The organism is Nocardia sp. NPDC050718, from assembly GCF_040654235.1.
GTDB lineage: Bacteria > Actinomycetota > Actinomycetes > Mycobacteriales > Mycobacteriaceae > Nocardia.
Genome location: NZ_JBFAHQ010000001.1, coordinates 452,385 through 477,310, shown reverse-complemented (window position 1 = coordinate 477,310; position 24,926 = coordinate 452,385). Strand labels below are relative to the sequence as shown.

The following is a 24,926-nucleotide window of genomic DNA, read 5'->3' as shown; positions in this document are numbered from 1 at the left end:
GCGGGGCCTTCGCGGTGCAGCTATTCGACCAGCGCTGGTCAGTTACCCGGGGCCGGAGCCGAGGCCGCCTGGGTGGGCTTGTCGGCCCACACCGAGGTGTTCGGCGCCGCCTGCAGCACCTGCAGCAGTTCGAAACCGGCGACCGCCATGGTCGGGCCGCCGATCGCGATCATGCCGAGGATGCCGCCGATGGTGGCGCCCAGGGGCAGACCCACCACACAGCCGGCGAGGACGGCGATCAGGCCGAGGCCGCAACCGACGATGGCGCCGATCGCGGTACCGACGAAGGTGCCGATCGCGGTGCCGATGCTGAACTTGCTGGAGAAGTCGTTGATCGCCTTCTGGTTCTCCTGAACCGAGGCGATCTCGGTGCCCTTGAGAACCGGCTGCGGAACAACCGTCTCCTGGCTGATCTCGACGCCGGCCGGCTTCTCCGGGGTCAGCGACAGGACCTTGCTGTCCTTGGCGACCTCGGTCTTCATCGGGATGTCGACCCCGTTGATCGCGTAATCGATCGGCAGCGAGATGACGACAGCCCCCCGACTGTCCTTGATCTCGGCAACCTTGGTCTTCGGCGCTTCCGGCGTCTCGCCGGCCTGCTCGACGATCGAGAAGGTGCCGTTCTGCAGGGTCGCGACGACGGTCTTGTCGACCAGCTTGACCGAGTACTTGATGTCCTGCGGGGCCTCTTCGGCATGCGAGGTGCCCATGGACACGGTCATAGCACCGATAACCAACGCGGCTGCCGCAGTGGTCCTACGGAAGTTCATTCGGGTTCCAATCCATCAGGTGTGGTGCGGCGTGCGATCCGCGACACGCGAGACTCGTCAAGCAGGGACACACCGTGAGGTGTCCCTTACTTCTCCCCGAGCAGTGTGAAGACCGGCACAGCAGACAGAACAGCTGGAGCCTAATGGACCGAATCCGCTGAGGCCAGAAGGAATCTCGACAGCCGGAGTAAGCCTGTCCTTAGCTCCGTCGCAGATCACGCACGGTTTACGGTGTTCACCAGCAGCCCTAGGAACCTTTCGGCAAACATTTATGTGACATTGCTCACAGGCAAAACCTAGGTCAAGCCGCAGTAAACAAGGTCAGAGCGCAAATGCCGATCCTACGGTGGACACCGGTAGTTACTGGCCGGTAACTTAGCGCCGGTTACGATACGAGCCAACCGGGTGAGTCCGTCTCACCCAAGACCCTCGTGTTGCCTCTAAAGAAAGGTCGCGACATGAATGCCCTGACAATCACGTTGGGCACGATTGGAGCCACGCTCAGCCTGCTGTGCTGGCTGTCGTTCTTCAGCGGCGTGTGGAAGATCGGCAAGTCCGTCACGATCGGCCAGTCCGCGCCCGATCGTTGGCGACCGTTCATCCCGCGCTTCAAGACGATGCTGATCGAGTTCCTCGCGCACACGCGGATGAACAAGTTCCGCACAGTGGGCTGGGCGCACTGGCTGGTCATGATCGGCTTCCTTGGCGGCATGATCCTCTTCTTCGAGGCCTACGGCCAGACAATCAACCCCGAGTTCCACTGGCCGATCATCGGCGCCTGGCCGATCTACCACCTGTGGGACGAGATCCTCGGTATAGGCACTGTGGTCGGCATCGTCACGCTGATCGTCATCCGCCAGCTGAACCACCCGCGTATCCCCGCGCGGCTGTCCCGGTTCAGCGGCTCGAAGTTCGCCCCCGCCTATGTGATCGAGTCGATCGTGCTCGTCGAGGGCCTCGGCATGATCTTCGTCAAGGCGGGCAAGATCGCGACCTACCATCACAGCAACCCCTACACCGATTTCTTCACGATGCGAGTGGCCGAGCTGCTGCCCGCGAGCCCGGAGCTCGTCTCGATCTTCGCGTTCATCAAGCTGATGTCGGGCAGCCTGTTCCTGTTCCTTGTCGGCCGCAACGTCACCTGGGGCGTGGCCTGGCACCGGTTCTCGGCCTTCCCGAACATCTACTTCAAGCGTGAGGCCGACGGCGGCGTCGCCCTCGGCGCGGCCAAGCCGATGATCTCCAACGGCAAGGTCCTGGACATGGAGAACGTCGACCCCGATGTCGACAACCTCGGTGTCGGCCGCATGGAGGACTTCTCCTGGAAGGGCTGGCTGGACTTCAGCACCTGCACCGAGTGTGGTCGCTGCCAGTCGCAGTGCCCCGCCTGGAACACCGGCAAGCCGCTCTCGCCCAAGCTGCTGATCATGTCGCTGCGCGACCACGGCTACGCCGCCGCGCCGTACCTGCTGGCCGGTGGCCGCAAGGATCCCGGTGGCGACGAGATCGGCCTGGTCGACGCCGACGGCAAGCCCGACGAGGCGAAGCTGGCCAAGATCCCCGAGGCCGCGCGCCTCGAGGCCGAGCGCCCGCTGATCGGCGGCGAGGACGTCAACGGCGTCATCGACCCCGAGGTCCTGTGGAGCTGCACCAGCTGTGGCGCCTGCGTCGAGCAGTGCCCGGTGGACATCGAGCACGTCGACCACATCATCGACATGCGCCGCTACCAGGTGCTGATCGAGTCGGAGTTCCCGTCCGAGCTCGCCGGTCTGTTCAAGAATCTGGAGAACAAGGGCAACCCGTGGGGCCAGAACTCCAAGGACCGCCTCAACTGGATCAAGGAAGTCGACTTCGACATCCCGGTCTTCGGCAAGGACGCCGACAGCTTCGACGGCTACGAGTACCTGTTCTGGGTCGGCTGCGCCGGCGCCTACGAGGACCGCGCCAAGAAGACCACCAAGGCGGTCGCCGAGCTGCTCGCCACCGCGGGCACCAAGTTCATGGTGCTCGGCGCCGAGGAGACCTGCACCGGTGACTCGGCGCGCCGCGCGGGCAACGAGTTCCTCTTCCAGCAGCTGGCCATGCAGAACATCGAGGTCATCAACTCGGTGTTCGAGGGTGTCGAGCAGTCGAAGAAGAAGATCGTCGTCACCTGCGCGCACTGCTTCAACGCGCTCAACAACGAGTACCCGCAGGTCGGTGGCACCTACGAGGTCGTGCACCACACCCAGCTGCTGAACCGCCTGGTGCGGCAGAAGAAGCTGGTGCCGGTGGCCTCGGTGTCGCAGAACATCACCTACCACGACCCCTGCTACCTGGGTCGGCACAACAAGATCTACAACGCGCCGCGTGAGCTCATGGCGGCCTCGGGTTCGACCCTGGTCGAGATGCCGCGCCACGGCGAGCGGTCCATGTGCTGTGGTGCCGGTGGCGCCCGGATGTGGATGGAAGAGCAGCTCGGCAAGCGCATCAACGTCGACCGCGTGGACGAGGCACTGTCCACCAACCCGACCAAGATCGCGACCGGCTGCCCGTTCTGCCGCGTCATGCTCACCGACGGTGTCACCGCGCGTCAGGAGCAGGGTCAGGGCGAGGGCGTCGAGGTCGTCGACGTCGCGCAGCTGATGCTCGACTCGATCACCCGGGTCGACGCCGCCGAGCTGTCGGCGAACCTGCTCGTCGTCCAGGAGCCGAAGGCTGAACCGGAGCCCGAGCCCGAGCCGGAACCCGCGCCGGTCGCCGAGGTGGCCGAGGAGGCCGCCCCGAAGGCCGCGCCGGCCGGTGGTGGACTGGGCATGAAGGGCGCCGCCAAGGCGCCCGGTGGCGGACTGGGCATGAAGGGTGCCGCGAAGGCCCCCGGCGGTGGACTCGGCATGAAGGGTGCCGCCAAGGCGCCGGGTGCGCAGGCACCCGCCGCCGAAGCCGCGCCCGCCGAGTCCGCGCCCGCCAAGGGTCTGGGCATGAAGGGTGCCGCGAAGGCGCCCGGCGGACTCGGCATGAAGGGCGGTGCGAAGGCGCCGGGTGCGAAGGCAGCCGACGCGGCGCCCGCCGCCGAGACCGCGGCCCCCGCGGCCCCGGTCAAGGGTCTGGGCATGAAGGGCGGCGCCAAGGCGCCCGGTGGCGGACTCGGCATGAAGGGTGGCGCGAAGGCCCCCGGCGCGAAGGCTCCGACCGCTCCCGCCGAGGCCGCGGCGCCCGCCGAAGCCGCACCCGCACCGGCCGCCCCGCCGGTCAAGGGTCTCGGCATGAAGGGCGGCGCCAAGGCTCCGGGTGCGAAGGCCCCCGGCGCGAAGGCCCCCGCCGCCGCGGCTCCGGCCGCCGCTCCGGCAGCGGCCCCGGCCGCCGAAGCTCCCGCCGCGGAGCCGGTCTCGGCCCCCACCGAGACCAAGCCGACGGTCGCCGCCAAGGGCCTGGCCATGAAGTCCGGCTTCAAGCGCCCCGGCCCGAAGGCCCCCGGCGCCGCAGCCCCGGTCACCCCGGCCCCGGCTGAGCCGACGGCTCCGGCGGAGCCGACGGCCCCCGCCGAGCCCGAAGCCACGGCGGAACCGGCCACCCCGGCCGAGCCCACCAACGGCAACGGCACCCCGCCGGTGGCCCCGCCGACCGCCAAGCCCGGCGGCCTCGGCTTCAAGTCCGGCGCGAAGGCCCCCGGCCGCAAGAACTGACAACTGAACACAGCGAGAGGCGCGGATTCTTCGGAGTCCGCGCCTCTTCGCTTCTCGGGTGGACCCCGATCCCGCGGACCGGTTCGTGCATCAGCACCATTGTCGCGCTCCCCCGGGAAATCGTTCCGAGGGTAGAGGTGGTGGCCGACGGGTCGACCTAGGGTGAGCGAATGGTCGATGAACGAGTCGCGGTCTGGCTGCGCGCGCGGACGGCGCACGCGGACGCGGTCATCGTGATCGCGCTGATCGCGGTGTGTTTCCTGGCCGGAGCGCTGGTCGACGCCGGGGCGGACTACTTCGCCTTCTCGGTGGCCCTGCTGGTTCCGCTGACCTGGCGGCGGAGATGGCCGGAGTGGTCGGCCGCGGTCGTCGCGGTGGTGGCGCTCGTCCAGTGGGCGACGGTCCAGGCCACGACCGGCGCGTTGCCCGCCGATATCGCCGTGCCGCTCGCGGTCTACACCCTCGCGGCCTATGCCGATCGGTGGGCGAGCCGCGCGGGTCTCGTGGCGGGGTTGGCCGGCGCGGCGCTGGGCGGCTGGAGTTGGCCGCAGCTTCCGATGCCGGTGTCGGCGCACGTGCTCGTCGGGGTGTCCTTGGCGGGCGCGGTCGTCGCGGCATGGCTCGGCGGCGCCTGGCAGCGTGCCCGTCGCGGCGAGTTCGAGGCGCTGGCTCGGCAGACCGCGCTGCTCGAGCGCGAGCAGGAGCAGCGGACCCGGATGGCGGTGCTGTCCGAGCGGAACCGGATCGCCCGCGATATCCACGACATCCTCGCGCATTCGCTGGCCGTGATCGTCGCGCAGTCCGACGGTGGTCGCTACGCGGCACCGGCCGAGCCGCGGCGCGCGGTCGAGGCGCTGACCGCCATCGGTGACCAGGGCCGCGCCGCCCTCGCCGAAACCCGCCGCGCCATCGGCATCCTCCGCGAGGACGACCGCGACGAGCCCGATCCCGCCCCGGCACCGGGGATCTCGGACTTGACCCGCCTGGCCGGCGACCTGAGCGACGCCGGCCTGCCGGTGGATCTGACCGTCGACCTGGCCGGGGAGCCGCTCGACACCGGCGTGAGCCTGGTCGTCTACCGCCTCGTCCAGGAAGGTCTGACCAATATCGTCAAGCACGCCGGAACCGGTGCGCGCGCGGAGGTTTCGGTGCGCGTCGACGATGCCTGCTTGCAGGTCAGCATCCGGGACGACGGGCACTCCGAGGGTGGGTCCGCCAGTGCCGGATACGGCCTCGTCGGCATGCGCGAGCGCGTCGCCGCCTACGGCGGCAGCATGGAGTTGCGCCGCCGCTCCGACAGCGCCGGGCATCTCCTCCGGGCCCGCATTCCCCTGACGGTCCGCCGATGATCGGGGTGCTCCTGGTCGAGGACCAGGCACTGGTGCGGGCCGGGTTCCGCATGGTGGTCGATTCCCAGCCAGATCTTCGGGTAGTCGGCGAAGCTGCCGACGGCGCCGCCGCCCTCGCCGCGGCCGGACGGCTGGCTCCGGATGTGGTCGTCATGGATGTCCGGATGCCGGGGATGGACGGCATCGAGGCCACCCGTCGGCTGACGGCCGCGCGTAATCCGCCCAAGGTGCTGGTCCTCACGACCTACGACCTCGACGATTACGCGGTCGCCGCCGTGCGCGCGGGCGCGAGCGGATTCCTGCTGAAAGAGGCGCCGGCGGAGGTCTTCCTGTCCGCGGTGCGCAGCGTGCACGGCGGTGACGCGGTGCTCGCCGCGTCCACCACCCGGCGCCTGCTCGATCGGCTCGCCCCGCCGATCGATCCGGCGGCGCGACAGCTGGTGGCCACCCTCACCGGTCGCGAGCGCGACGTACTCACCGAAATGGCCAGAGGATCGTCCAATGCCGAGATCGCGATGGCGCTCGACATCGGCGCGGGCACCGTGAAAACCCATGTGCGCCATATCCTCACGAAGCTGTCGGCGCGAGACCGGGTGCGGGCGGTCATCATCGCGCACGAAGCCGGACTCGCCCGCGGGCCGCGGTAGCCCGTCACTCCCGTCGGCACAGGATGTCGGCCGCGGGCAGAACACCGTCGAGCAGATACCGCTCGACGGCGGTGTCGACGCAGCGCGAGCGCTCGAACAGGTACACGCCGTGCCGGAACACGCCGGGCATCGTCACCGAGCGCGAACCGGACAGCGCCGCGCGCAGTGCCCGCTGCCCGGCGATCGGTGCGACCGGATCCCCCTCGGCGCCGACGAGCAGCGCCGGGGCCGAGGTATCGATCTCGGTGGCGGGTTCGGCCGGTCGCGTCGGCCACACCGCGCACGGGGTGAGGTGACGGGCCAGGGCGCCGAACAGTGGTTCGGCGGCGCGATGCTCCTCGATGTCGGCGTAGTGGGCCTCGACATCCCTGGCGGCTCGATCCGCGCATTGATTGGCGACTGTCGCGCTGAAACCGAATTCGGGGATCACCTCGGTCTCGGCGTAGAGAGCGAGCTTGCCGGTCAAACTTGGCGGCAGGTCGACGACCAGGCCGCGCGACGCGTCGGACAGCGCGCGCACGTGCGCGCCGAATTCGGCGTACGACTCGTCGGTGTCGTCGACGGTCAGCAGCAGGCCGGGAACCATGTCCGCCGTGAGCGTGATCCCGGCGACCGCGGGAGGACGCTCGGCGATGCGGGCGGCCAGGGCGTCCACTTCGGCGAGCACCGCCTGCTGAGTCGTGCCGAGGCCGAGTTCCGAGTCGTGGTCGGCGGCCCAGCGGGCCCAGTCCGCCAGCGCGGCCGCGGTGGCCGGTGCCGTGGCGCGGGTGAGGTCGGGGCCGGGCGCCCGCGGGTCGAGGGCGCTGTCGAGCACCATCCGGTCGACATTGTCACCGAACATCTGCAGGTAGACGGCGCCGAGATAGCCGCCCCACGACCAGCCGAGATACGACAGCCGTTGCCGGCCGAGCAGTGTCCGCAGCAGATCGAGGTCGCGCGCCACGGCGCGGGTCGAGGCGTGCGGCAGCAGTTCCCGATGCGGTGCGCACCGCTGTGCCAGACCCCGCGCCACCTCGACGGTGCGGTCGAACCCGGCACGGTCGGTCGGCGCGCCCTGTGCGATGCCGAGATACTCGCCCGTCGGCCAGCCACACTCGAGCGGACTGCTCGCACCGAAGAATCGCGGGTCCAGCGCGACCAGGTCGTAGCGCTGCGCCAGTTCCGGCGCGGCCGGATAGCCACCCTCATGGCCCTCGACCAGCATCGACACCCCCTCGCGTGACGGGCCGGGTCCGCCGGTCTCCACGACCAGAGTCCCGAGCCGCCGGGCGGGATCGCTCGCGGGACGCAGCGCGACCGCGATCGTGACCGTCGGCCCGAACGGACGCGCGTAATCCACCGGCGCCTGGAACTCCCCACACCGCGCGCCCACCGCGGCCAGCCCGCGCCCCACCACGTCATCCGGCGAGGTGTCGCAGTCGTGCCATTCGATCCGCTGGTTTCCGATCCGATCCGGCAGCGTTCCGTGCGACGGCGCCACCTGCTCAGGTGCCGCACAACCGATCACCGCTGCCGCGGCACACCCCGTCGCGACCGCGGCCGCGCTCCGTCCACTGGTGAGGATTCCCATGGTCGAACGGTATTTCCGCCCCGCCGTCGCCCGCGTCTACCGGCTGAGTGACTTTGTCGGCCGCGCATTCCACCGCCGGGAAGAGGCCACCTCAGCAGTCGGCGAACCAGGCCTTGACGTACCCCGCCGACTGGTAGGCGTAGTCCCAGGCCCAGCGGGCCGGGGAGAGGTGGGGTTTCGGGTCGACGAAGAGGAGTTCGCCCGGCCAGCAGGTGCCGAGGATGTAGCGGGCACGGGAGACGTGCGGGGTGAAGGTGACGACGATGACGCGGGACCAGCCGGCGCCGAGGCGGGCCAGTTCGCGGCCTTCGCCGAGGGTGGTGCGGGGACTGGGGTCGAAGCAGATGACCTCGAAGCTGTAGCCGCCGTGGCAGATCCGGTTCACCATCGGGCTGTGTTCGTAGGGGTTGGAGACGAGGACGCGGGGTGCGTAGCCCTCGGCCGCCAGTCGCAAGCCGAGCTGTTCGCGACCGTCGTGCGCGCCGCCGAGGACCAGGATCGCGTCGGCGGGCAGCGGCGCGTCGACGCGCGGGCGCACATACACCGGCCACAGCGCGGCCACCGCGACGATCACCGCGAGCAGCAGCGCACCGAGGACGACAACGGACCGGCGCACCGGCCCGATGCTAGCGACGCGCCAGCACCCCACCCCACCGACACGTCCACTCCCGCGGACACCCTGCACACCCACGATCCGAACCTTGCACCCCAACAGCACCATCGCCGCAGGTAGCGGCCTCGCGAAAGCCGCCGACCAGCCGATGTCTCCCCCTGTACACCAGATGTTGCGCCCGCTCTTGCCTCGCTGACGCGGCGTAGCCACGCGCGCGGCTTACCAACAGAACTATGCGATGCACAGTCTTCGGAACGGGGTACCTGGGGGCCACGCATGCCGCGTGTATGGCCGAGCTGGGGCACGATGTGGTCGGGGTGGATGTGGATCCCGGCAAGGTGGCCAAACTGGCCGACGGTGTGGTGCCGTTCTACGAACCCGGTCTGGACGAGGTGCTCCAGCGCAACCTCGCCGCGGGCCGCCTGCGGTTCACCACCGACTACGAGGACGCCGCGGCCCACGCCGACGTGCACTTCCTCGGTGTCGGCACACCGCAGAAGAAGGGCGAGTACGGCGCCGACCTGAAATACGTCCACGCCGTGGTCGACACGCTGGCGCCGATGCTGGAGCGCCCGGCGATGATCGTCGGCAAGTCCACCGTGCCGGTCGGCACCGCCGCGGCCCTGGGGGAACGGGCCCGCGCGGCCGCGAACGTCGACGTCGAGGTGGCCTGGAACCCGGAGTTCCTGCGCGAGGGCTTCGCCGTGCAGGACACCCTGCGCCCGGATCGCCTTGTCCTCGGCATCGACCACGCCCGGGAACGATCGACCTGGGTCGAGGAGCAGATCCGCGAGATCTACGCCGATCTGATCGCCGCCGAGATCCCCTTCCTGCTCACCGATCTGGCCACCGCCGAACTGGTGAAGGTCTCGGCGAACGCCTTCCTGGCGACCAAGATCTCGTTCATCAACGCGGTCTCGGAGGTCTGCGAGGCGACCGGCGCCGATGTGACGATGCTGGCCGACGCGCTCGGCTACGACGCCCGCATCGGCCGCCGATTCCTCAACGCCGGACTCGGTTTCGGCGGCGGCTGCCTGCCCAAGGACATCCGCGCGTTCATGGCCCGCTCCGGTGAGCTGGGCGCCGACCACGCGGTGGCGTTCCTGCGCGAGGTCGACAACATCAACATGCGCCGCCGCACCAAGGTGGTCGACATGGCCGCGCGGGCCTGCGGCGGCTCGCTGCTCGGCGCGAACGTGGCGGTCCTCGGCGCGGCGTTCAAGCCGGAGTCCGACGACGTGCGCGATTCGCCCGCGCTGAACGTCGCCGGGATGATCCAGCTGCACGGCGCGGTCGTCACGGTGTACGACCCGAAGGCGGTGGAGAATTCGCGCCGGGTCTTCCCGACGCTGAACTACGCCACCTCGGTCGCCGAGGCCTGCGATCGCGCCGACGTGGTCCTGGTCCTGACCGAATGGAACGAGTTCACGGCATTGACCCCGGCCGATCTGGATCCGGTGGTGCGGACCCGGTCGATCATCGACGGCCGCAATTGCCTGGACCGCACTGCCTGGCGGGACGCCGGGTGGGTGTACGCCGGACTCGGTACCCCGTAGAGTGGCGATCCAAGCGGGGGCTGCCGGGCATCGTCCCGAGTGTGCAGGCTCCGCATGTCGTGCAGTAGGGAACGAGATGGGCAGCTGATGAGCGCGGTATTGGGAGTATCGGTGGGCGCCGGCACGGTGCGCCTCGCGCGCCCGCAACACGGTGGTCCCCACGGATTCGTCCCGCCGTATTCGTTCGAGCTGCACACCATTTCGATGCCCGAGCACCAGGCCGAGGAATCGGCCGCCGACACGATCGCCGCGACGCTGGCCGCCGCGCCCGAGGTCGCGGCCACCACGGTCACCTTCCGCAGCGAACCGCAGGCCAGGGCGATCCGGGCCGCGATGGCCCGGCGTCAGCTCACCAACTATCAGCTGGTTCCCGAAGCGGTTGCCGCCGTGCACTTCGCGCACGCGACCACCGACATGCGCGAGGTGTCCACGCTGGCGGTCTACGACCTGGGCAGTTCGGGCCTGACGGTGAGCGTGGTCAACGCCCGCACCAGCGACGTCTACCAGTGCGAGCGGATCAGCGACATCAGCGGCGACTACCTGGATTCGCTGATCCGGGAGCAGCAGATCGCCTCGGGCCGGATCGCGCATCCGGCCGACCCGGTGGGCCTGGCCGAGCTGGACGCGCTGTGCCGGGCCGCCAAGGAGCAGCTGTCGAGCACCAACGCCGTCGCGCTGCCCAGCGAGCAGGGCCTGGTGCTGCTCACCCAGGAGAACTTCGAAGCGCTGATGATGCTGGCGATCGAGTCGTCGGCGCGGATGACCCGCGATGTGATCATCCGCGCGCAGCATCCGGTGCAGGCGATCATGGTGATCGGCGGCGGCGCGCGGATTCCGCTGATCGCCCGGGTGCTGGAACGCACGATCGGGGTGCCGGTGATCGTGCCCGCCGAGCCGGAGACCGCGCTGGCCCGTGGCGCCGCGCTGCTCGCGCGGCCCGCGCAGGTCCAGCAGGCGCCCGCGAGCCCGGCTCCCGCCCCGATGACCGAGATCGACGACGCGACACCGGCCTGGCTGACCGCGCCCGCGCGCCGTCGTCGGCCGCTGAGCGCGCTGACCAGCCGCAGCGGCAACAATCGCCGCGAACTGAACGCCGCAGTGCTGACGGTGAGCTCACTCGTGGTGGTCGCCGCGATCGGCCTCGGGCTCGGTTACGGCCCCGAGGTGCTCGAGCGCGGCAATTCCAGCGACGGCTCCCAGGCGGTGCCCGAGTCGACCGCGCCCCGGCCGACGCTGGCCGGCCCGTCCTCGGCGGCCGCCCCGACCACCGACGCGGTGCACGCGACGGTGGCCGCGCCGCCGGTGACCCGACAGGACTCGCAGCCGACCACCTCGACCCCGCCGCCGCAGGGCCCCAACACCATCACCGTGGTGCCGGGGCTGCCGCCGATCATCGTCCCGACGATCCCGCCGGTGGTGTTGCCCGGCTTCCCGCCGGCGGGTCAGTAGCGCTCAGTTCCTGGCGTGCCGGGCCCGCTGCGGCGGCGCGGCGACCTGCTTGGCGCCGAACGGCCGGGCCAGCAGTACCGCGATCAGGGTCGTCAACGGCACCGACAGCGCCAGTGCGATGCCACCGACCGCCGACCGCGCGATCTCGATGGCGACGGCGTCGCCGGTGAGCACGTCGTTGATGGACCGTCCGGCGACGCTGAACAGCAGCAGCAGCGGCAGCGCGCCACCGGCGTAGGCGAGCACCAGGGTGTAGACGGTGCTGGCGATGTGGTCGCGGCCGACCCGCATGGCCGCGGTGAAGATCTCCCCGCGGGACGCGCCTTCGTCGAGCGCGGCGAGCTCGAACGCCGCCGAAGCCTGGGTGATGGTGACGTCGTTGAGCACACCGAGCGAACCGATGATGAAGCCGGCCAGCAGCAACCCGGTGATGCTGACGTGCTGGATGTAGGTGGCCACGTTGGTGTTCTGCTCTTCGGACAGCCCGGTGAGATTGGTGATCTCGAGCGCCACCCAGGACAGCAGCGCCGCGACGAGCATCGAGGCGAGCGTGCCGAGCAGCGCGGAACTGGTCCGCAGGTTCACCCCGTGGGCGAGATAGAGCACCACGTAGAGGATCAGCGCGCCCGACACCAGCGCCACCGGGATCGCGGGCTTGCCGTCGAGCAGCGCGGGCAGCAGGAACATGACGACGACCGCGAACGCGAACACGAGCCCGAGCAGCGCCCGGAACCCGCGCCACCGCGCGACCACGCAGATGACGATCACGAACGCGAGCACGATCACCAGCAGCGGCAGTCCGCGCGAGTAGTCGTCGAAGTCGTAGATGGTCGTGCCGCTGGGGTCGGCCGCGCGCACGATCCGGATGTCGTCGCCCGCCCGCAGGTCGGGCTGTCCCGGTCCCGGCGCGATTTCGAACAGCGTCTTCTTGCCCTCGTCCGGCCCGGAGCGGATGTCGACCACGCTGCGCTGACAGGTGTAGGAGGCGGCCCGCGGCTCGACCGGCTGCCCGGTGAACACCCGCCCGTTCGACGGACTCCCGCACGGCCCGATGTCCTGCAGCACCACGGTCCCGGCCTCGGTCTGCACCGCCCCACCCGACACGGTCTGCATCGGCAACGGAATCTCGACATGCTGCGCGCTCGGCCACAGCATCGCGGTCGCCACCAGCACCACCACCCCGATCACCGCGAGCAGCCCCACAACGACCTTCGCCGCAGTGGCCCCGATAGCGATGGGCCCCGAATGATCGTGGTGATGGTGGTGATGATGATCGCTCACCGGGCAAAGCTTAAAGGATGTCGTTTTCAAGAACGACCCAGAGCAACCCCGCGATCACGCAAGAACATGGGTAACTCACCGGGAACGGGCTGACGAAACCCACCCACCAACCACCGGCCGCCAACGCAAAACTCCCCGGGACTCAGGTCTGGCCTGAATCCCGGGGAGGCGGTGCTGCGCTGTGGGGGCGGCGGAGAGCAGGGGGATGTCTCCGCCGCCCGCAGGCAGGCGCCCAGGGGGGTAGGCGCGCTTACCTGAGGCTCTCGATTGTCCAGGGGGGGTAGACAACCGGGCCGGGCGCCGAAGCGCCGAGGACTACTGTACACAAAACTTGGACTTTTGCACTAGTAGCTCTTCAAAATCTCCGAGATTCCGAACTTGGAGTCTGTTTTGGTCTATCTATACAGATGACCAGGTTGCCCAGACCCCTGAAACTCACTGGTCACAGCCCCGTGAGGTGAGGACTCACTGACGGTAACTGGCGAGGAAGTTGCCGAACCGCTCGATCGCCACCGCCAGATCCCGCGCCCAGGGCAGGGTCACGATCCGCAGGTGGTCGGTGTCGGGCCAGTTGAACCCGGTGCCCTGCACCATCAGGATCTTCTCTTGCAACAACAGATCGAGCACAAGCTTCCCGTCGTCGTGGATCTCGTGCACATTCGGATCCAGTCGCGGGAAGGCGTACAGCGCGCCCCGCGGCTTCACGCAGGACACCCCGGGGATCATGTTGAGCCGCTCCCAGGCGACGTCGCGCTGCTCGAGCAACCGCCCGCCGGGCAGGATCAGGTCCTCGATGCTCTGGTGCCCGCCGAGCGCCACCTGGATCGCGTGCTGGGCGGGCACGTTCGGGCACAGCCGCGAGGAGGCGAGCAGATCGATGCCCTCGAGGAAACCGGCCGCGTGCTCCTTGGGCCCGGTGATGGCCAGCCAGCCGGAGCGGTACCCCGCCACCCGGTACGCCTTGGACAGGCCGTTGAACGTCAGGCACAGCAGATCGGGCGCCAGCGAGGCCAGCGAGATGTGCTTGGCGTCGTCGTAGAGGATCTTGTCGTAGATCTCGTCGGCCAGCAGCAGCAGGCGATGCTTGCGCGCCAGGTCGACGATCTGCTGCAGCACCTCCGCCGAGTACACCGCACCCGTCGGGTTGTTCGGGTTGATCACCAGCAGGGCCTTGGTCTTGTCGGTGATCTTCGATTCGATATCGGCGATATCGGGCTGCCAGCCGTTGGCCTCGTCGCACAGGTAGTGCACCGGGGTGCCGCCGGCCAGGCTGGTCATGGCCGTCCACAGCGGGTAGTCGGGCGCCGGGATCAGCACCTCGTCGCCGTTGTCGAGCAGCGCCTGCATGGTGACGGTGATCAGCTCGGAGACGCCGTTGCCCAGGTAGACGTCGTCGACGTCGAGCTCGGGGAAGCCGGGCACCAGCTCGTACCTGGTGACGATCGCGCGCCGCGCCGACAGGATGCCCTTGGACTCGGAGTACCCCTGCGCGTACGGCAGCGCCGCGATCATGTCGCGCATGATCACGTCGGGCGCTTCGAACCCGAACGGGGCTGGATTGCCGATGTTCAGCTTGAGGATGCGGTGCCCCTCGGCCTCCAAACGCGCCGCGTGTGCGTGTACCGGCCCACGGATCTCGTAGACCACGTCCTGCAGCTTCTTCGACTGCTCGAGAACGCGCGGCGGCACATGCGGCGATTGAGGACTCACCCGACCAATGGTAGGTCCCGCCTCCCCGGGATTCTTGGCCAGACCCAGGTGCCGCATGGCCCACGATGGCGGGCGGCGGGAGGTTGTCTGGTTCGGTCAGCCCGTGCCCGGTGAGTTACCCATGTTCTCCGATATGGCGGTTGGCTAGGACGGATAGGCGCGGGTGGCGAGTGCGGCGGTCGCGACGCAGAATTCTTCGATCTGTTCGTCGAGACCACGTGCTTCGACCGCATCGCGATAGGTCGGGGCGGCGATGCGGCGGCGCAGGCCGACCAAGCGCTCGCCGAGCTGGGCGATGCGGCGGTCCTCGGGCAAGCCCAGGACCGGGCGCAGGGCGTCGGCGGCGCCGTCGATGCTGCCGTTGATGAGGTGGGCCGCGGCGTTGTCGACCCGGGCCAGTGACTCGGCGCCGTAGGAGCGCTGCAGGGCGGGCCCGCTGGAGTACAGGGTGATGGCCCGTTCGGTGGCGGCCAGCGCCTGCTCGGCGCGGCCGAGCTGGATGCAGGTGGCGCCCGCGTAGTAGGCGGCCTTCGGCGCGCCGAAGCCGAACACGCCGCCGATCTCGTCGTGCAGTTCGTCGCGCCGGTCGCTGACGACCGTCTCGGCGGCACGCAGGCACCGGTCGGTCTCGGCGTCGCTGCCCAGCCGCGCCCACACCCTGGCCTCGATATTGAGCAGCCGGACCCGGGCCAGGCCCTGCCCGGCGAATTCCTGGCCGCTGCGCGCCAATTGGACCGCGTTGCGCGGCCGGTCCGACCAGTTCTCGATCAGCGCGTGCATGCCGCGGGTCCACGCGCGTAAGCCGTTGTGCCCGCTGAGTTCGGCGTATGCCCAAGCGGCCCTGATCTGTTCGCCCGCGGCGTCGAGGTACCCCAGGTCGGTGCTGGCGTTGGCCATCAGACCCGACAGGGTGCCCGCGAGCAGGTAGAGGTGACTGGTGTCGCCGGGCTTCTGCTGCCCGTCGAGTAGTCGGTACACCCGGCGCCGCACCCGCAGCATCTCGACCATCATCGGCGCGGGCGCGGCGTGCACGTACTCGTTGGCGATGCGCCGGACGTCGGCGTCGAGCTGTGCCAGCGTCGTCGCGCCCACATTGGTGCTCTCCGCCGCGGCCGCGTGTTCGCTCGCCTCGTGCGCAGCCGCCATGATCAACTCCCTCTCCGACATCACCTCGGACACAGCGCCTTTGATCGCACCGGCGTCGACGAAAGCGAGCAGGTCGGCGTCGGCGCCGGTGGGCGCCAAAAGAGTAGAGAAACGTGCGCGGACGACGTCGTCGGACCGAGCCAGCGACGTGTCGAGCGCGGCTTGATTCACCGGCCGCGGACGCACCCGCGCGCCACCGGCCTCCCATTTCGAGACCAGGCGTTCGTGCACGCCGAGATGAGCCGCGAACTCCCGGATGCTCATTCGTTTGGCATCGCGAAGAGCTCTGGCCTCCCTGCCTGTCCACTCCCCGACCACGGCGTCACCTCATCCGACGGACTACTGCCTCCAGAGTACGAGTGCGACAGTGAGACACACCACATCTTCGCGGAATCGGTTGCCTGAGGCAGTGAAAGGGCGGTGCGGGGCAGTGGTCGCGCGCACGCGTAGCAGCGATCCTGGAAAGGTGGAAGCCAGAACTGTCGATGACTGGGTGTCTTGCTACCAGCGCGAATTCGGGCTACCCGTTCGCGAGCGCGGTGGCTTCGTGATGCTGCCGATCACCGATCGGCTCTGCGTGGTGCATCTGCCGACCACGCGGGCCGAGTCGGTGCTCGCGACCTTACGGGAGCAACGCCGGGCCGGTCCGGTGCTGGCCAGGCAGATCCGCTGGAGCCTGCTCACCGAACCCGACGCCCGGCCACCGGCCGAGGTGATCACCGAGCTGGCGGGTCTCGATATCGATATCCCCGGCGTCGGCAGCGCGGTCATGCTGCCGACCAGCCTGGGCCGCTGGAGCCGCGAGGGCTGTCACTGGGTGCGTCCACCGAGCCGCGAGGACGTGCTGCCGCCGCTGTCGCTGGTGCTGCACCTGGCGCTGGCGGTGACCCCTCAGCGGGTCTCGACGGCGCTGAGCGAGGCGGGCGGCAACGGGAAGTTGAGGTACGACCGCGACGGCGTCGGCCCGCGCTGCCCCTGATACTTCGAGCCCGCCGCGGCGCTGCCGTACGGGTGCTCGGCCGGGCTGCTCAACCGGATCAGGCACAGCTGCCCGATCTTCATCCCCGGCCACAGCGTGATGGGCAGGTTCGCCACGTTCGACAGCTCCAGGGTGATGTGCCCGCTGAACCCCGGGTCGATGAACCCCGCCGTCGAGTGGGTGAGCAGCCCGAGCCTGCCCAGGCTCGACTTGCCCTCCAGCCGCCCGGCCAGGTCGTCGGGCAGCGAGCACACCTCGAGAGTGGACCCGAGCACGAACTCGCCCGGGTGCAGCACGAACGGCTCACCCGGCTTGGGCTCGACCAGGCTGGTCAGCTCGTCCTGCTGCATGGCCGGGTCGATGTGGGTGTAGCGACTGTTGTCGAACACCCGGAACAACCCGTCCAGGCGCACGTCGATGCTCGACGGCTGCACCATCGAATCCAGCATCGGTTCGACACCGAGACGCCCAGCGGCGATCTCGGCCCGGATGTCACGATCGGAGAGCAGCACGCGCCCAGTGTAAGCAGCCTGATGCCGCAGGTAGACCGCCCCCACCCCCGGAGCGCGCGGGCACCCGTGTCGGTGGCCTCGGCGAATCGATGTCACCGGCGAGACCACCGACGGCGGAATGCCAGGCGTTACTGCGTCGGCTGGACGATGCCGCCGGGCCCGGTCGGCGGGGACTTCACGGTCGGGTTGACGATGCCGCCCGGTCCCGTCGGCGGCGGCGCCACCGTGGTCGGGTTGACGATCCCACCGGGGCCGGTCGGCGGTGGCGCATCGGTGGTCGGGTTCACGATCCCGCCCGGCCCGGTCGGCGGTGCCTCGGTGGTCGGGTCGACGATGTCGCCGGGCCCGGCCGGTGGGACCGGCGCGTTGGTCTCGACCGGCGGTGCGGTCGATTCCTGGTGACCGCCGTGCTCGGCCGACGTGGTCGTCGTCGCGCTGGTGGTCGTCTTACTGGTGGTAGTCCCGGTCTCGGACCCGGAATCGTCCGAGCACCCCGCCCCGAGCACGGCCAGCGCCGCGATCGCCGGAACCAACAGAACCCGCTTCATGCAGTCAGCCTTTCGCCATCCCGGCCCCACCCGACCCGACGCCACCGAGCCGAAACATCGAACCGGAGAACCTGTTACGCCGCACACCGCGACCCAACCGACCCCGCACGCAACGCTGACCAACTGTGCGGACCCGTCGACGCACTGTAGAACGCCACCCCACCGAAACGGCCCGGTTTCACCCCGCCCACCCGTCAACACCGGTCGACGCCCACTCGCCGAATCAAAGAGTTGACCGGCACCTGAGCCGGTCTGATAGAGTCGCGAACGCGCTCGATGAACGCACGCCGATGTAGTTCAATGGTAGAACTTCTGCTTCCCAAGCAGACAGCGCGGGTTCGATTCCCGTCATCGGCTCAAAGCCGAAAGCCCCCAGGTCACCCGGGGGCTTTCGTCGTTTCCGCGCTATTGACCCTTCAGGGCTCGGTCGGCGCGGTTGACCAAGGCGGCGGTGGTGAAGGTGCCGATGGTGAGGGCGACCATCAGGATCTTCGCGGGCCATGGCCCTTCGATGACGGCGCCGACGGTTCCCATCAGGACGAGGCCACTAGCGGTGACCAGCATCGTCATTGCCCTGGTGGTTCCGTTGATCTCGCCGCGCAGAATCCGCCGTGACGCCGTGAGCAGGCTGAGGGCGAGAATCCCGGGCAGCAGCGCGACCACGCAGACGACGATCAGGTACTGGCGATCGACCAGGCCGGCCACCACGAGTCCGGCGGAGCAGGCCGCGAACACGCTACCCAGCGCGATCCCGGCGGATCCGGCGAGGCGGGTCGATCGCCGAACCGCGGGCTGGTTCGCGTAGGGCGACGGCACGCCCGCCCGCATCGCATCGATCTGAGACATTCGAAAACCCCCGTGTGACAGTGGAAATGGCGGGCGAGAACGGCTTTCCGCAGCTCGTGCCGACTGTCCGAATCCCCCCGCCCGAAGGCTACCGTCCACGATCACCCGCGAACAACCGATACCGAGCGTTCGAGGCAGCACCACCATCGACGACGAAGGCCCCGATCGTCGGATCAGGGGCCTTCGTCGTCGAATCAGCCCGCGTGCAGCGTGCGGAACTTGCTGCCGTGGAACACGAGTGGATCGAGGTCCTCACGCGCGGCGACGCGGTTGACGCGCAGGATGACGACGAGATGGTCCCCCGCGGGGACGTGGGTTTCCGGGACGCCTTCGATCCAGGCGGTGGCGCCATCGATGAAGACCGCTTCGCCGGTGCCGCGGTGCAGGGCGGTCTCGCGGAAGCGGTCGCCGTTGCGGGCGCCGAGGGCCTTGGCGGCCGCCTGCTGGTCGGTGCCGAGCAGGCTGAGGCCCAGGTGGCCTGCGCCGGCCAGTTTCGGCCAGGTCGACGAGGAGTTCTGCACGCAGAACGAGACCAGCGGTGGGTCGAGGGAGACCGGAACGAAGGTGCTCACCGCCAGGCCGTGCGGTGTGCCGTCGATCTCCGCGCACACCGCGACGACCCCGCTGGGGAAGTTCGCGAAGGCGCGGCGCAGGCCGGTGCCGTCGGCGGGAAAGTCCAAGAGCTCACGCATGATTCGTCGCCTCCACCGGCTGTTCGAGCAATGCCGCGACGACGGGCGCCCAGCGTTGGGCATACGCCTCGATGACGCCGTCCTCGGCGAAACCACGATCGGCGAGATAGAGCCCCGGCAGCGCCGCGGTCCCGCCGATCTCCACCAGCACCGGCTTGAGCAGCAGATCCGGCGCGAGCGCGTGGGCCGGCCCGGCGCCGAGCATCACCGGCACGGTGACCACGCCCGCCAGCCCGGTGCCGCCGTCGAACTGTTCGAGGAACAGTTTCAGCAGCCCGGTGTAGGTGGCCTTGAAGGTCGGGCTGGCGAAGACCACCAGCTCCGAGGCGGCGACGGCGCGCGCGGCCGCGGTGACCTCGGGGTCGCCCCAGCCGAGCAGGCCGGGGCCGAGAGTCACGAGATCGATCACCTCGGGTTCGGCGCCGGGGCGCAGCGCCCGCGCGACCCGCACGGCCGCGTCCAAGGTGCGAGACGCCGGCTTCGGATTGCCGACGACGACGGTCACTGTCACTGGATGTACCTCACTCTGTCTTTCGTCCGTGCTCAGATGACGCCGTGCAGCGGCGGCGGCCGATCGTGCAGCACCGCCCGGCCGATGTGCTGGTACTTCCAGCGCACCGGGTCGTGCAGGGTGTGGGTGCGCGCGTTGCGCCAGAAGTGGTCGAGCCGATGCCCGGCCGCGGCGCTGCGCGTGCCACCCACCTCGAATATCGCCGCCGACGCCTCGTTCGCAGCGCGATCGGCGAGGACCTTGGCGGTCGCGACCGCGATCGATGCCCGCGCGGCGTCGTCCTGGTGCTCGCCCGCGCCGGCCCGCTCGGCCGGGGGACGCAGGGCGTGCCCCGCCGCCGAGGTTCCGCGGATCGCCGCGTCGACCGCCGCACCGGCGACGACCAGCGAGGATTCCGCCGCGGCCACCGACACGGCCAGCTCGCCGAAGCGCTGCACCACCAGCGGATCATCGATCGCCCTGTCGACCCCGGCTTCGAACCACGGCCTGCTCCGCGTGCGCACGAATTCGGCGGCGGCTTCCAACGCGCCCCGCGCGATGCCCGCGTCGATCGCGGCGTGCAGCAGCTGGGCGAACGCGCCGTAGCCGGTCGGCGCGTGCACCGCGGCGGCGCGCGGCACCAGCTGGTCGGCGTCCACGGTCACCGCGTCGAACTCGACAGTGCCGCTGCCGGTCGTCCGCTGGCCGAGCGCGTCCCAGTCGTCGACGATGCGCACCCCCGGTTCCAGCGCGGCGACGAAGGCCACGTACTCCCCCGGCTCCCGGCCCGAAACACCCTGCGGGTCATCGAGTCTGGTCAGCACCGCGAGCACATCGGCGAACAGCGACCCGGTGCAGTAGTACTTGGTGCCGTCGACGACGAACCGCCCGTCGACCGGACGCACCGTCGTGGCGATGTCGGCGACGGTGGCCCCGCCCCGTTCGGACTGCGCGTTGGCGATGCGCGCCCCGGCGAGCACCCGCCCGAAGTACTCCCGCTGCTGCGCGGGAGTTCCGGCCAGCCGCAACAGGTTCAGATACACGAAGTGACTGTGCGGCACCTGCGCGATGTTCGGATCGGCGCTCGCCAGGATGCGGAACACCTCGGCGACCACGCTCGGCGGCAGGTCGGCGCCGCCGAAGGCCGCGGGCACCGTGATCGCCAGCAGCCCACTGGCCGAGAGCTGATCCAGTTCCTCGTGCGGGAGCCTGCGCGTGTGATCCCGCTCGGCCGCGCCGCGCGCGAAGTCGGCGGCGAGTTCGGCGGCGATCGCCAATGCCTGTGCGGCCGTGGTGATCCGCTCGGCGGTCACCACGGTCATCAGCGTCCCGCCGCGACCGGGGTTGCGGCGGCCTCCAGCTCACGCACCAGCGGCAGCACCTTGGCGCCGAAGTACTCGATCTCCTCCTGGAAGTGCAGGAATCCGGCCAGGATGAGGTCGACGCCGAGCGCCCGGTACGCCACGATCCGCTCCGCGATTTGCTCGGGCGTGCCGATCAGCCCGGTGCGGAAACCGTCGTTGTACTGGACCAGGTCCTCGAAGGTGGAGTCGGCCCACATGCCCTTGCGATCGGCGGTCGAGGCCCCCGCCTGCTGCACGGCGTCGCGGAACCCTTGCACCGCGGGCTTGTTCGCCTTCTCGACGATCTCGCGCAGGGTGTCGCGGGCCTCCCGCTCGGTGTCGCGGGCGATGATGAAGCCGTTGAGCCCGAACTTCACCTCGCGGTCGTTGTCCCTGGCGACGGCGCGCAGATCGTCCAATTGCTCGGTGACACCGTCGAAGTCCTTGCCGTTGGAGAAGTACCAGTCGGCGTAGCGGCCGCCGTTGCGGCGCGCGGCGGTGGAGTTACCACCCTGGAACAGTTCGGGATTCGGCCGCTCGGGGGTGTTGAGCGGCTTGGGCTTGAGGGTGAAGTCGCGGATGCGGTAGAAGTCGCCGCCGTAGTTCACCGCGTCCTCGGTCCAGATCTTGCGGATCACCTCGAGGAATTCGGCACTGCGCCGGTACCTTTCGTCGTGCTCGAGCCACGGCTCGCCCAGCGCCTGGAACTCACCGGCGAACCAGCCGGACACGACGTTGATCGCGAACCGGCCACCGGAGAGGTGGTCGGCCGTCGCGCCGAACTTGGCCAGCACGGCCGGATGCCACAGCCCCGGATGGACCGCGGCGATCACCTTCAGCCGCTCGGTCGCCCCGAGCAGCGCGAGGCTGAACGAGGTCGATTCGTGCTGGTACTCCGCGCCATAGGACGCGGTGTAGCGGACCTGGGAGAGCGCGTAGTCGAAACCGTTGCGCTCGGCGGTCTGCGCGAGCTTCTTGTTGTATTCGAAGTCCCAGCCGGTGCGCTGCTCGATCTCGCTGGTCACCAGCCCCCCACTGACGTTGGGGACCCAGTAGGCGAACGAGACCTGGTCGGCGATTCTCTCCGTTGTCATAGCGGCTCCTTCTCGTCGGCGTTTCCAGTGCAACACCGGCGTGGGAGCCCGACGAGGGTTTGAATCGCCGCGATCGATACGGCCCGCGGCTCAGCGGCCCAGGTGCACGCAGTTCTCCGCGATCTTGGACTGCGCGGCGCCCACCTTGGCGGCGTCGTCCTGGCCGAGCAGCTTGGCCGGATCACCGGACTGCGCGTTGGACACCATCACCCGCAACCCGTCCTGCGACATGCCCGAATCCAGGAAGACCTGTGCCGCGCAGTCGGCCAGCTCCGGATTGGTCAGCCCCTTGTCCTGCAACGACTTCGACAGCTCCGCCTGGGTGACCGCGGGCGCCTCGTCGCCGCCGCCACAAGCAGATAGCACCGGCACGGCGAGCAGCGCCGCGGCGAGCAAACAGATCCGCACTCTCGAGTCCTCTCGATCGGCGCGCATCGGCCGATGCGCAGCCGTGGAGGATCATGCCGCACCGCCGCCGCGAGGGCCACACCGTCCTGCCCACGCAGAACTGACTCACGAGTAAGGTAGCCCCATGGGAGACCACATCACCGTGCGCTTCGACAGCGATCGCGCATATATCGCCTTGAACCGGCCGGGCAAACACAACGGACTGACGCTGGAAATGCTCCGCGATCTCGTCGCCGCGGCCCGAAAAGTGGCCGAGCACAAAGAGACCCGGGTCGTCATTGTCAGCGGTAACGGTCCCAGTTTCAGTAGCGGACTCGATATCGCGGCGGCCACCCGCGATCCGCTGGCTATCGTCCGGGAATTTCTCCCGCGACCGTGGCGCGGAACGAATACTTTTCAGGAAGCCTGCTGGGCCTGGCGCCGCCTCGACGTGCCGGTGATCGCCGTGGTGCACGGGCGCTGCTACGGCGGCGGCCTCCAGCTCGCGCTGGCCGCCGACTTCCGGATCGCCGCGCCGACGGCGGAGTTCTCGGTGATGGAGGCCGCCCACGGCCTGATTCCGGACATGTCGGGCGTCGCCACGTTGTCGCAGCTCATCGGCATAGACAAGGCCATGCTGCTGACCATGACCGCCGACCCGATCGACGCCGCCCAGGCCGCCCGGATCGGCCTCGTCACCGAGGTCGCCGACAACCCGCAGGCCGCGGCCGCCGCCCTCGCCGACCGGATCACGGCCCGCGATCCGCGCGCGGTCGCCGCCGCCAAGCGCCTGTTCGACCGATCCTGGCAGCGGAATTCCCGCGCGACCTTCGCCGCCGAACGCGCGGCCCAGGTGCCATTGCTCCTGCGTAAGGCCCTGAATCGTAGCTAGTGACAGGCAACTGATCATTTGTTCATGCCGAGCCACGATCCGATGTACCACACCTCACGCCGATCGGCTGTTAGCATCGCTGCGATTCGCCCAATAGTCGAAATGTGGTCCGCGACACAGGTGAACCTGAAGCGGGCTCGAATTTCGGCGTGACCCGGAGGCTCCGACGACCGTGAAGAAGACCGGTTCCATCCTGCTTGCCGCGTTCGCCGGAGCCACGGCCATGCTGGTGAGCGGGGCGACGCCCGCCGTCGCGAATCCCAACGCGATCAACCCGATCCCGGTGCTCAACGGAACCAACGGCCTGCCCGCCCTGCACGGGCGCACGCAGGCCGTCTTCCAGGTCACCGGCATGGCGAGCCCGAACAACACCCAGAACTACAACGTCCTGGGCACCGACCTCGGGATCATGTGGGACAACGGCCGCGGCGAGATGCTGACCGCCTTCGGCGACACCGCGGGCATCGGCTTCCCCAACCTGCTGGCGGGCAGCACCTGGGCGTGGCGCTCGAACATCCTGGTCCGCAGCCACACCAAGGACCCTGCGGGCGGCGTGTTCTTCGACAGCGTGGTGCGCGATGTGGTCGGCCAGGCGCGCGACCTCATCCCCAGCCCGAAGATCCCGTTCCTGGAGATCAGCCGCATCCCGACCGCGGGCATCTCGGCCAACGGCGTGCAGTACATGTCGCTGATGTCGGTGAAGACCTGGGACGCCCCCGGCGAGTGGACCACCAGCTTCTCCGGCCTGGCCGCCTCCGCCGACAACGGCGAGACCTGGGCCGACCTCGGGCACACCCGGCGCCCCGACGAGGGCGGCAACACCAACTTCCAGATGAACGCCTTCCTCAAGGACGGCGGCTTCGTCTACGAGTACGGCACCCGCTCGGGCCGCAACAACGACGCCTTCCTCGCCCGGGTGCCGGAGGCCCAGATCGAGAACCTCGGCGCGTACGAGTACTGGGACGGCGGCGGCTGGAAGCTCAACGACGTGAACGCGGCCGCGCCGATCATGGGCGGCGTCGGCGAGCTGTCGGTGATGTACAACGAGTACCTCGGCCAGTTCGTCTCGCTGACCACCGACCCGTTCAACTCCGTGGTGATGCGCCGCGCGTCGTCGCCGGAGGGCCCGTGGAGCGCCCCGGAGGTCCTGATCGACGCCCGCGAACTCCCCACCGCCTACGCCCCGTCGATCTTCCCGTACCAAACGGGCCGCGACCTCTATTTCATGACCACCATCCACACCCAGTACAACGTCGTCCTGATGCGTACCCGCCTCTGAGACCTGGAGAGCTGAAGACCTGGCACCATAGGTCTCGCAAGCACATGGGTAACTCACGGGGGACGGGCTGACATGACCACCGATCAACCGCCGGCCGCATCGGCAGCC

22 protein-coding genes and 1 tRNA gene are annotated in these 24,926 nt (G+C 69.4%); 9 read left to right on the top strand and 14 right to left on the bottom strand.

Annotated features, from left to right (window positions below):
- Window positions 1-38 precede the first annotated feature (38 nt).
- Window positions 39-710, bottom strand: a complete 672-nt coding sequence (locus AB0H54_RS02185) for a hypothetical protein (protein WP_357342186.1) — start codon at window positions 708-710, stop codon at window positions 39-41.
- A gap of 518 nt (window positions 711-1,228) precedes the next feature.
- Here AB0H54_RS02185 and AB0H54_RS02180 point away from each other — a divergent pair.
- The 3 genes from AB0H54_RS02180 (at window position 1,229) to AB0H54_RS02170 (ending at window position 6,431) form a co-directional block, all read left to right on the top strand.
- Window positions 1,229-4,435 carry a (Fe-S)-binding protein gene (locus AB0H54_RS02180; protein WP_357342184.1) on the top strand — a complete coding sequence of 1,069 codons (3,207 nt, stop codon included), beginning with the start codon at window positions 1,229-1,231 and terminating at the stop codon, window positions 4,433-4,435.
- A 170-nt stretch (window positions 4,436-4,605) separates the two neighbouring features.
- On the top strand, window positions 4,606-5,784 hold the full coding sequence (locus AB0H54_RS02175) for a histidine kinase (protein WP_357342182.1): 1,179 nt from the start codon (window positions 4,606-4,608) through the stop codon (window positions 5,782-5,784).
- Window positions 5,781-6,431, top strand: coding sequence for a response regulator transcription factor (locus AB0H54_RS02170; RefSeq protein ID WP_357342180.1), 651 nt, complete (start codon window positions 5,781-5,783; stop codon window positions 6,429-6,431). Before AB0H54_RS02175 ends, AB0H54_RS02170 begins: the two co-directional genes overlap by 4 nt.
- A gap of 4 nt (window positions 6,432-6,435) precedes the next feature.
- Here the strand turns inward: AB0H54_RS02170 and AB0H54_RS02165 are convergent, their stop codons facing one another.
- Both AB0H54_RS02165 and AB0H54_RS02160 read right to left on the bottom strand, forming a co-directional pair.
- A complete protein-coding gene (locus tag AB0H54_RS02165; protein ID WP_357342178.1) occupies window positions 6,436-8,001 on the bottom strand; it encodes an alpha/beta hydrolase in 1,566 nt (521 codons plus the stop codon).
- Between the two features lie 91 nt (window positions 8,002-8,092).
- The gene (locus AB0H54_RS02160) at window positions 8,093-8,617 is read right to left on the bottom strand and encodes a YdcF family protein (protein ID WP_357342177.1); all 525 of its coding nucleotides are present in this window, start codon (window positions 8,615-8,617) and stop codon (window positions 8,093-8,095) included.
- A 230-nt stretch (window positions 8,618-8,847) separates the two neighbouring features.
- On the opposite strand from AB0H54_RS02160, the gene AB0H54_RS02155 reads away from it, so the two are divergent.
- Together AB0H54_RS02155 and AB0H54_RS02150 are read left to right on the top strand one after the other, a co-directional pair.
- Window positions 8,848-10,170 (top strand): UDP-glucose/GDP-mannose dehydrogenase family protein, encoded by a 1,323-nt coding sequence (locus AB0H54_RS02155; protein ID WP_357342175.1) that lies wholly within the window; start codon window positions 8,848-8,850, stop codon window positions 10,168-10,170.
- Between the two features lie 87 nt (window positions 10,171-10,257).
- Window positions 10,258-11,619, top strand: a complete 1,362-nt coding sequence (locus AB0H54_RS02150) for an Hsp70 family protein (protein WP_357342173.1) — start codon at window positions 10,258-10,260, stop codon at window positions 11,617-11,619.
- Between the two features lie 3 nt (window positions 11,620-11,622).
- Here AB0H54_RS02150 and AB0H54_RS02145 read toward each other — a convergent pair whose 3' ends face one another.
- The 3 genes from AB0H54_RS02145 to AB0H54_RS02135 form a co-directional block, all read right to left on the bottom strand.
- Entirely contained in the window at window positions 11,623-12,900 is a 1,278-nt protein-coding gene (locus AB0H54_RS02145) for a YibE/F family protein (RefSeq protein WP_357342171.1), read from the bottom strand.
- 465 nt (window positions 12,901-13,365) lie between these two features.
- Window positions 13,366-14,619: a pyridoxal phosphate-dependent aminotransferase gene (locus AB0H54_RS02140; protein ID WP_218716750.1), complete on the bottom strand. Its 1,254-nt coding sequence runs from the start codon at window positions 14,617-14,619 to the stop codon at window positions 13,366-13,368.
- Window positions 14,620-14,754: 135 nt separating this feature from the next.
- A complete protein-coding gene (locus tag AB0H54_RS02135) occupies window positions 14,755-16,020 on the bottom strand; it encodes an XRE family transcriptional regulator (RefSeq protein WP_357342169.1) in 1,266 nt (421 codons plus the stop codon).
- A 202-nt stretch (window positions 16,021-16,222) separates the two neighbouring features.
- On the opposite strand from AB0H54_RS02135, the gene AB0H54_RS02130 reads away from it, so the two are divergent.
- A complete protein-coding gene (locus tag AB0H54_RS02130) occupies window positions 16,223-16,735 on the top strand; it encodes a hypothetical protein (RefSeq protein WP_357342167.1) in 513 nt (170 codons plus the stop codon).
- On the opposite strand, the gene dcd is transcribed toward AB0H54_RS02130, so the two are convergent.
- The gene (gene dcd, locus AB0H54_RS02125; RefSeq protein WP_355274869.1) at window positions 16,648-17,247 is read right to left on the bottom strand and encodes a dCTP deaminase; all 600 of its coding nucleotides are present in this window, start codon (window positions 17,245-17,247) and stop codon (window positions 16,648-16,650) included. The two genes, AB0H54_RS02130 and dcd, sit on opposite strands and share 88 nt — an antisense overlap.
- Before the next feature lie 128 nt (window positions 17,248-17,375).
- Window positions 17,376-17,795, bottom strand: a complete 420-nt coding sequence (locus tag AB0H54_RS02120; RefSeq protein ID WP_357342165.1) for a hypothetical protein — start codon at window positions 17,793-17,795, stop codon at window positions 17,376-17,378.
- 286 nt (window positions 17,796-18,081) lie between these two features.
- Here AB0H54_RS02120 and AB0H54_RS02115 point away from each other — a divergent pair.
- A tRNA-Gly gene (locus AB0H54_RS02115) sits at window positions 18,082-18,152 on the top strand.
- Between the two features lie 48 nt (window positions 18,153-18,200).
- Here the strand turns inward: AB0H54_RS02115 and AB0H54_RS02110 are convergent.
- The 6 genes from AB0H54_RS02110 to AB0H54_RS02085 all read right to left on the bottom strand — a co-directional run bounded on the left by AB0H54_RS02110 (window position 18,201) and on the right by AB0H54_RS02085 (window position 22,668).
- Complete coding sequence (locus tag AB0H54_RS02110; protein ID WP_357342163.1) at window positions 18,201-18,641, bottom strand: hypothetical protein; 441 nt, start codon at window positions 18,639-18,641, stop codon at window positions 18,201-18,203.
- 194 nt (window positions 18,642-18,835) lie between these two features.
- Window positions 18,836-19,333: a flavin reductase family protein gene (locus AB0H54_RS02105; protein WP_355274879.1), complete on the bottom strand. Its 498-nt coding sequence runs from the start codon at window positions 19,331-19,333 to the stop codon at window positions 18,836-18,838.
- A complete protein-coding gene (locus AB0H54_RS02100; protein WP_357342161.1) occupies window positions 19,326-19,844 on the bottom strand; it encodes an NAD(P)H-dependent oxidoreductase in 519 nt (172 codons plus the stop codon). Before AB0H54_RS02100 ends, AB0H54_RS02105 begins: the two co-directional genes overlap by 8 nt.
- A 32-nt stretch (window positions 19,845-19,876) precedes the next feature.
- Entirely contained in the window at window positions 19,877-21,145 is a 1,269-nt protein-coding gene (locus AB0H54_RS02095; protein ID WP_357342160.1) for an SfnB family sulfur acquisition oxidoreductase, read from the bottom strand.
- Window positions 21,145-22,260, bottom strand: a complete 1,116-nt coding sequence (gene sfnG, locus AB0H54_RS02090) for a dimethylsulfone monooxygenase SfnG (RefSeq protein ID WP_357342159.1) — start codon at window positions 22,258-22,260, stop codon at window positions 21,145-21,147. The genes AB0H54_RS02095 and sfnG overlap by 1 nt, the downstream gene beginning before the upstream one ends.
- Window positions 22,261-22,350: 90 nt before the next feature.
- Window positions 22,351-22,668 carry a hypothetical protein gene (locus AB0H54_RS02085; protein WP_355274888.1) on the bottom strand — a complete coding sequence of 106 codons (318 nt, stop codon included), beginning with the start codon at window positions 22,666-22,668 and terminating at the stop codon, window positions 22,351-22,353.
- A 136-nt stretch (window positions 22,669-22,804) separates the two neighbouring features.
- Here AB0H54_RS02085 and AB0H54_RS02080 point away from each other — a divergent pair, with 136 nt between their 5' ends.
- Window positions 22,805-23,539 (top strand): crotonase/enoyl-CoA hydratase family protein, encoded by a 735-nt coding sequence (locus AB0H54_RS02080; protein WP_357344165.1) that lies wholly within the window; start codon window positions 22,805-22,807, stop codon window positions 23,537-23,539.
- Between the two features lie 172 nt (window positions 23,540-23,711).
- Window positions 23,712-24,818, top strand: a complete 1,107-nt coding sequence (locus AB0H54_RS02075) for a DUF4185 domain-containing protein (protein WP_355274890.1) — start codon at window positions 23,712-23,714, stop codon at window positions 24,816-24,818.
- The last annotated feature ends 108 nt before the right edge of the window (window positions 24,819-24,926 follow it).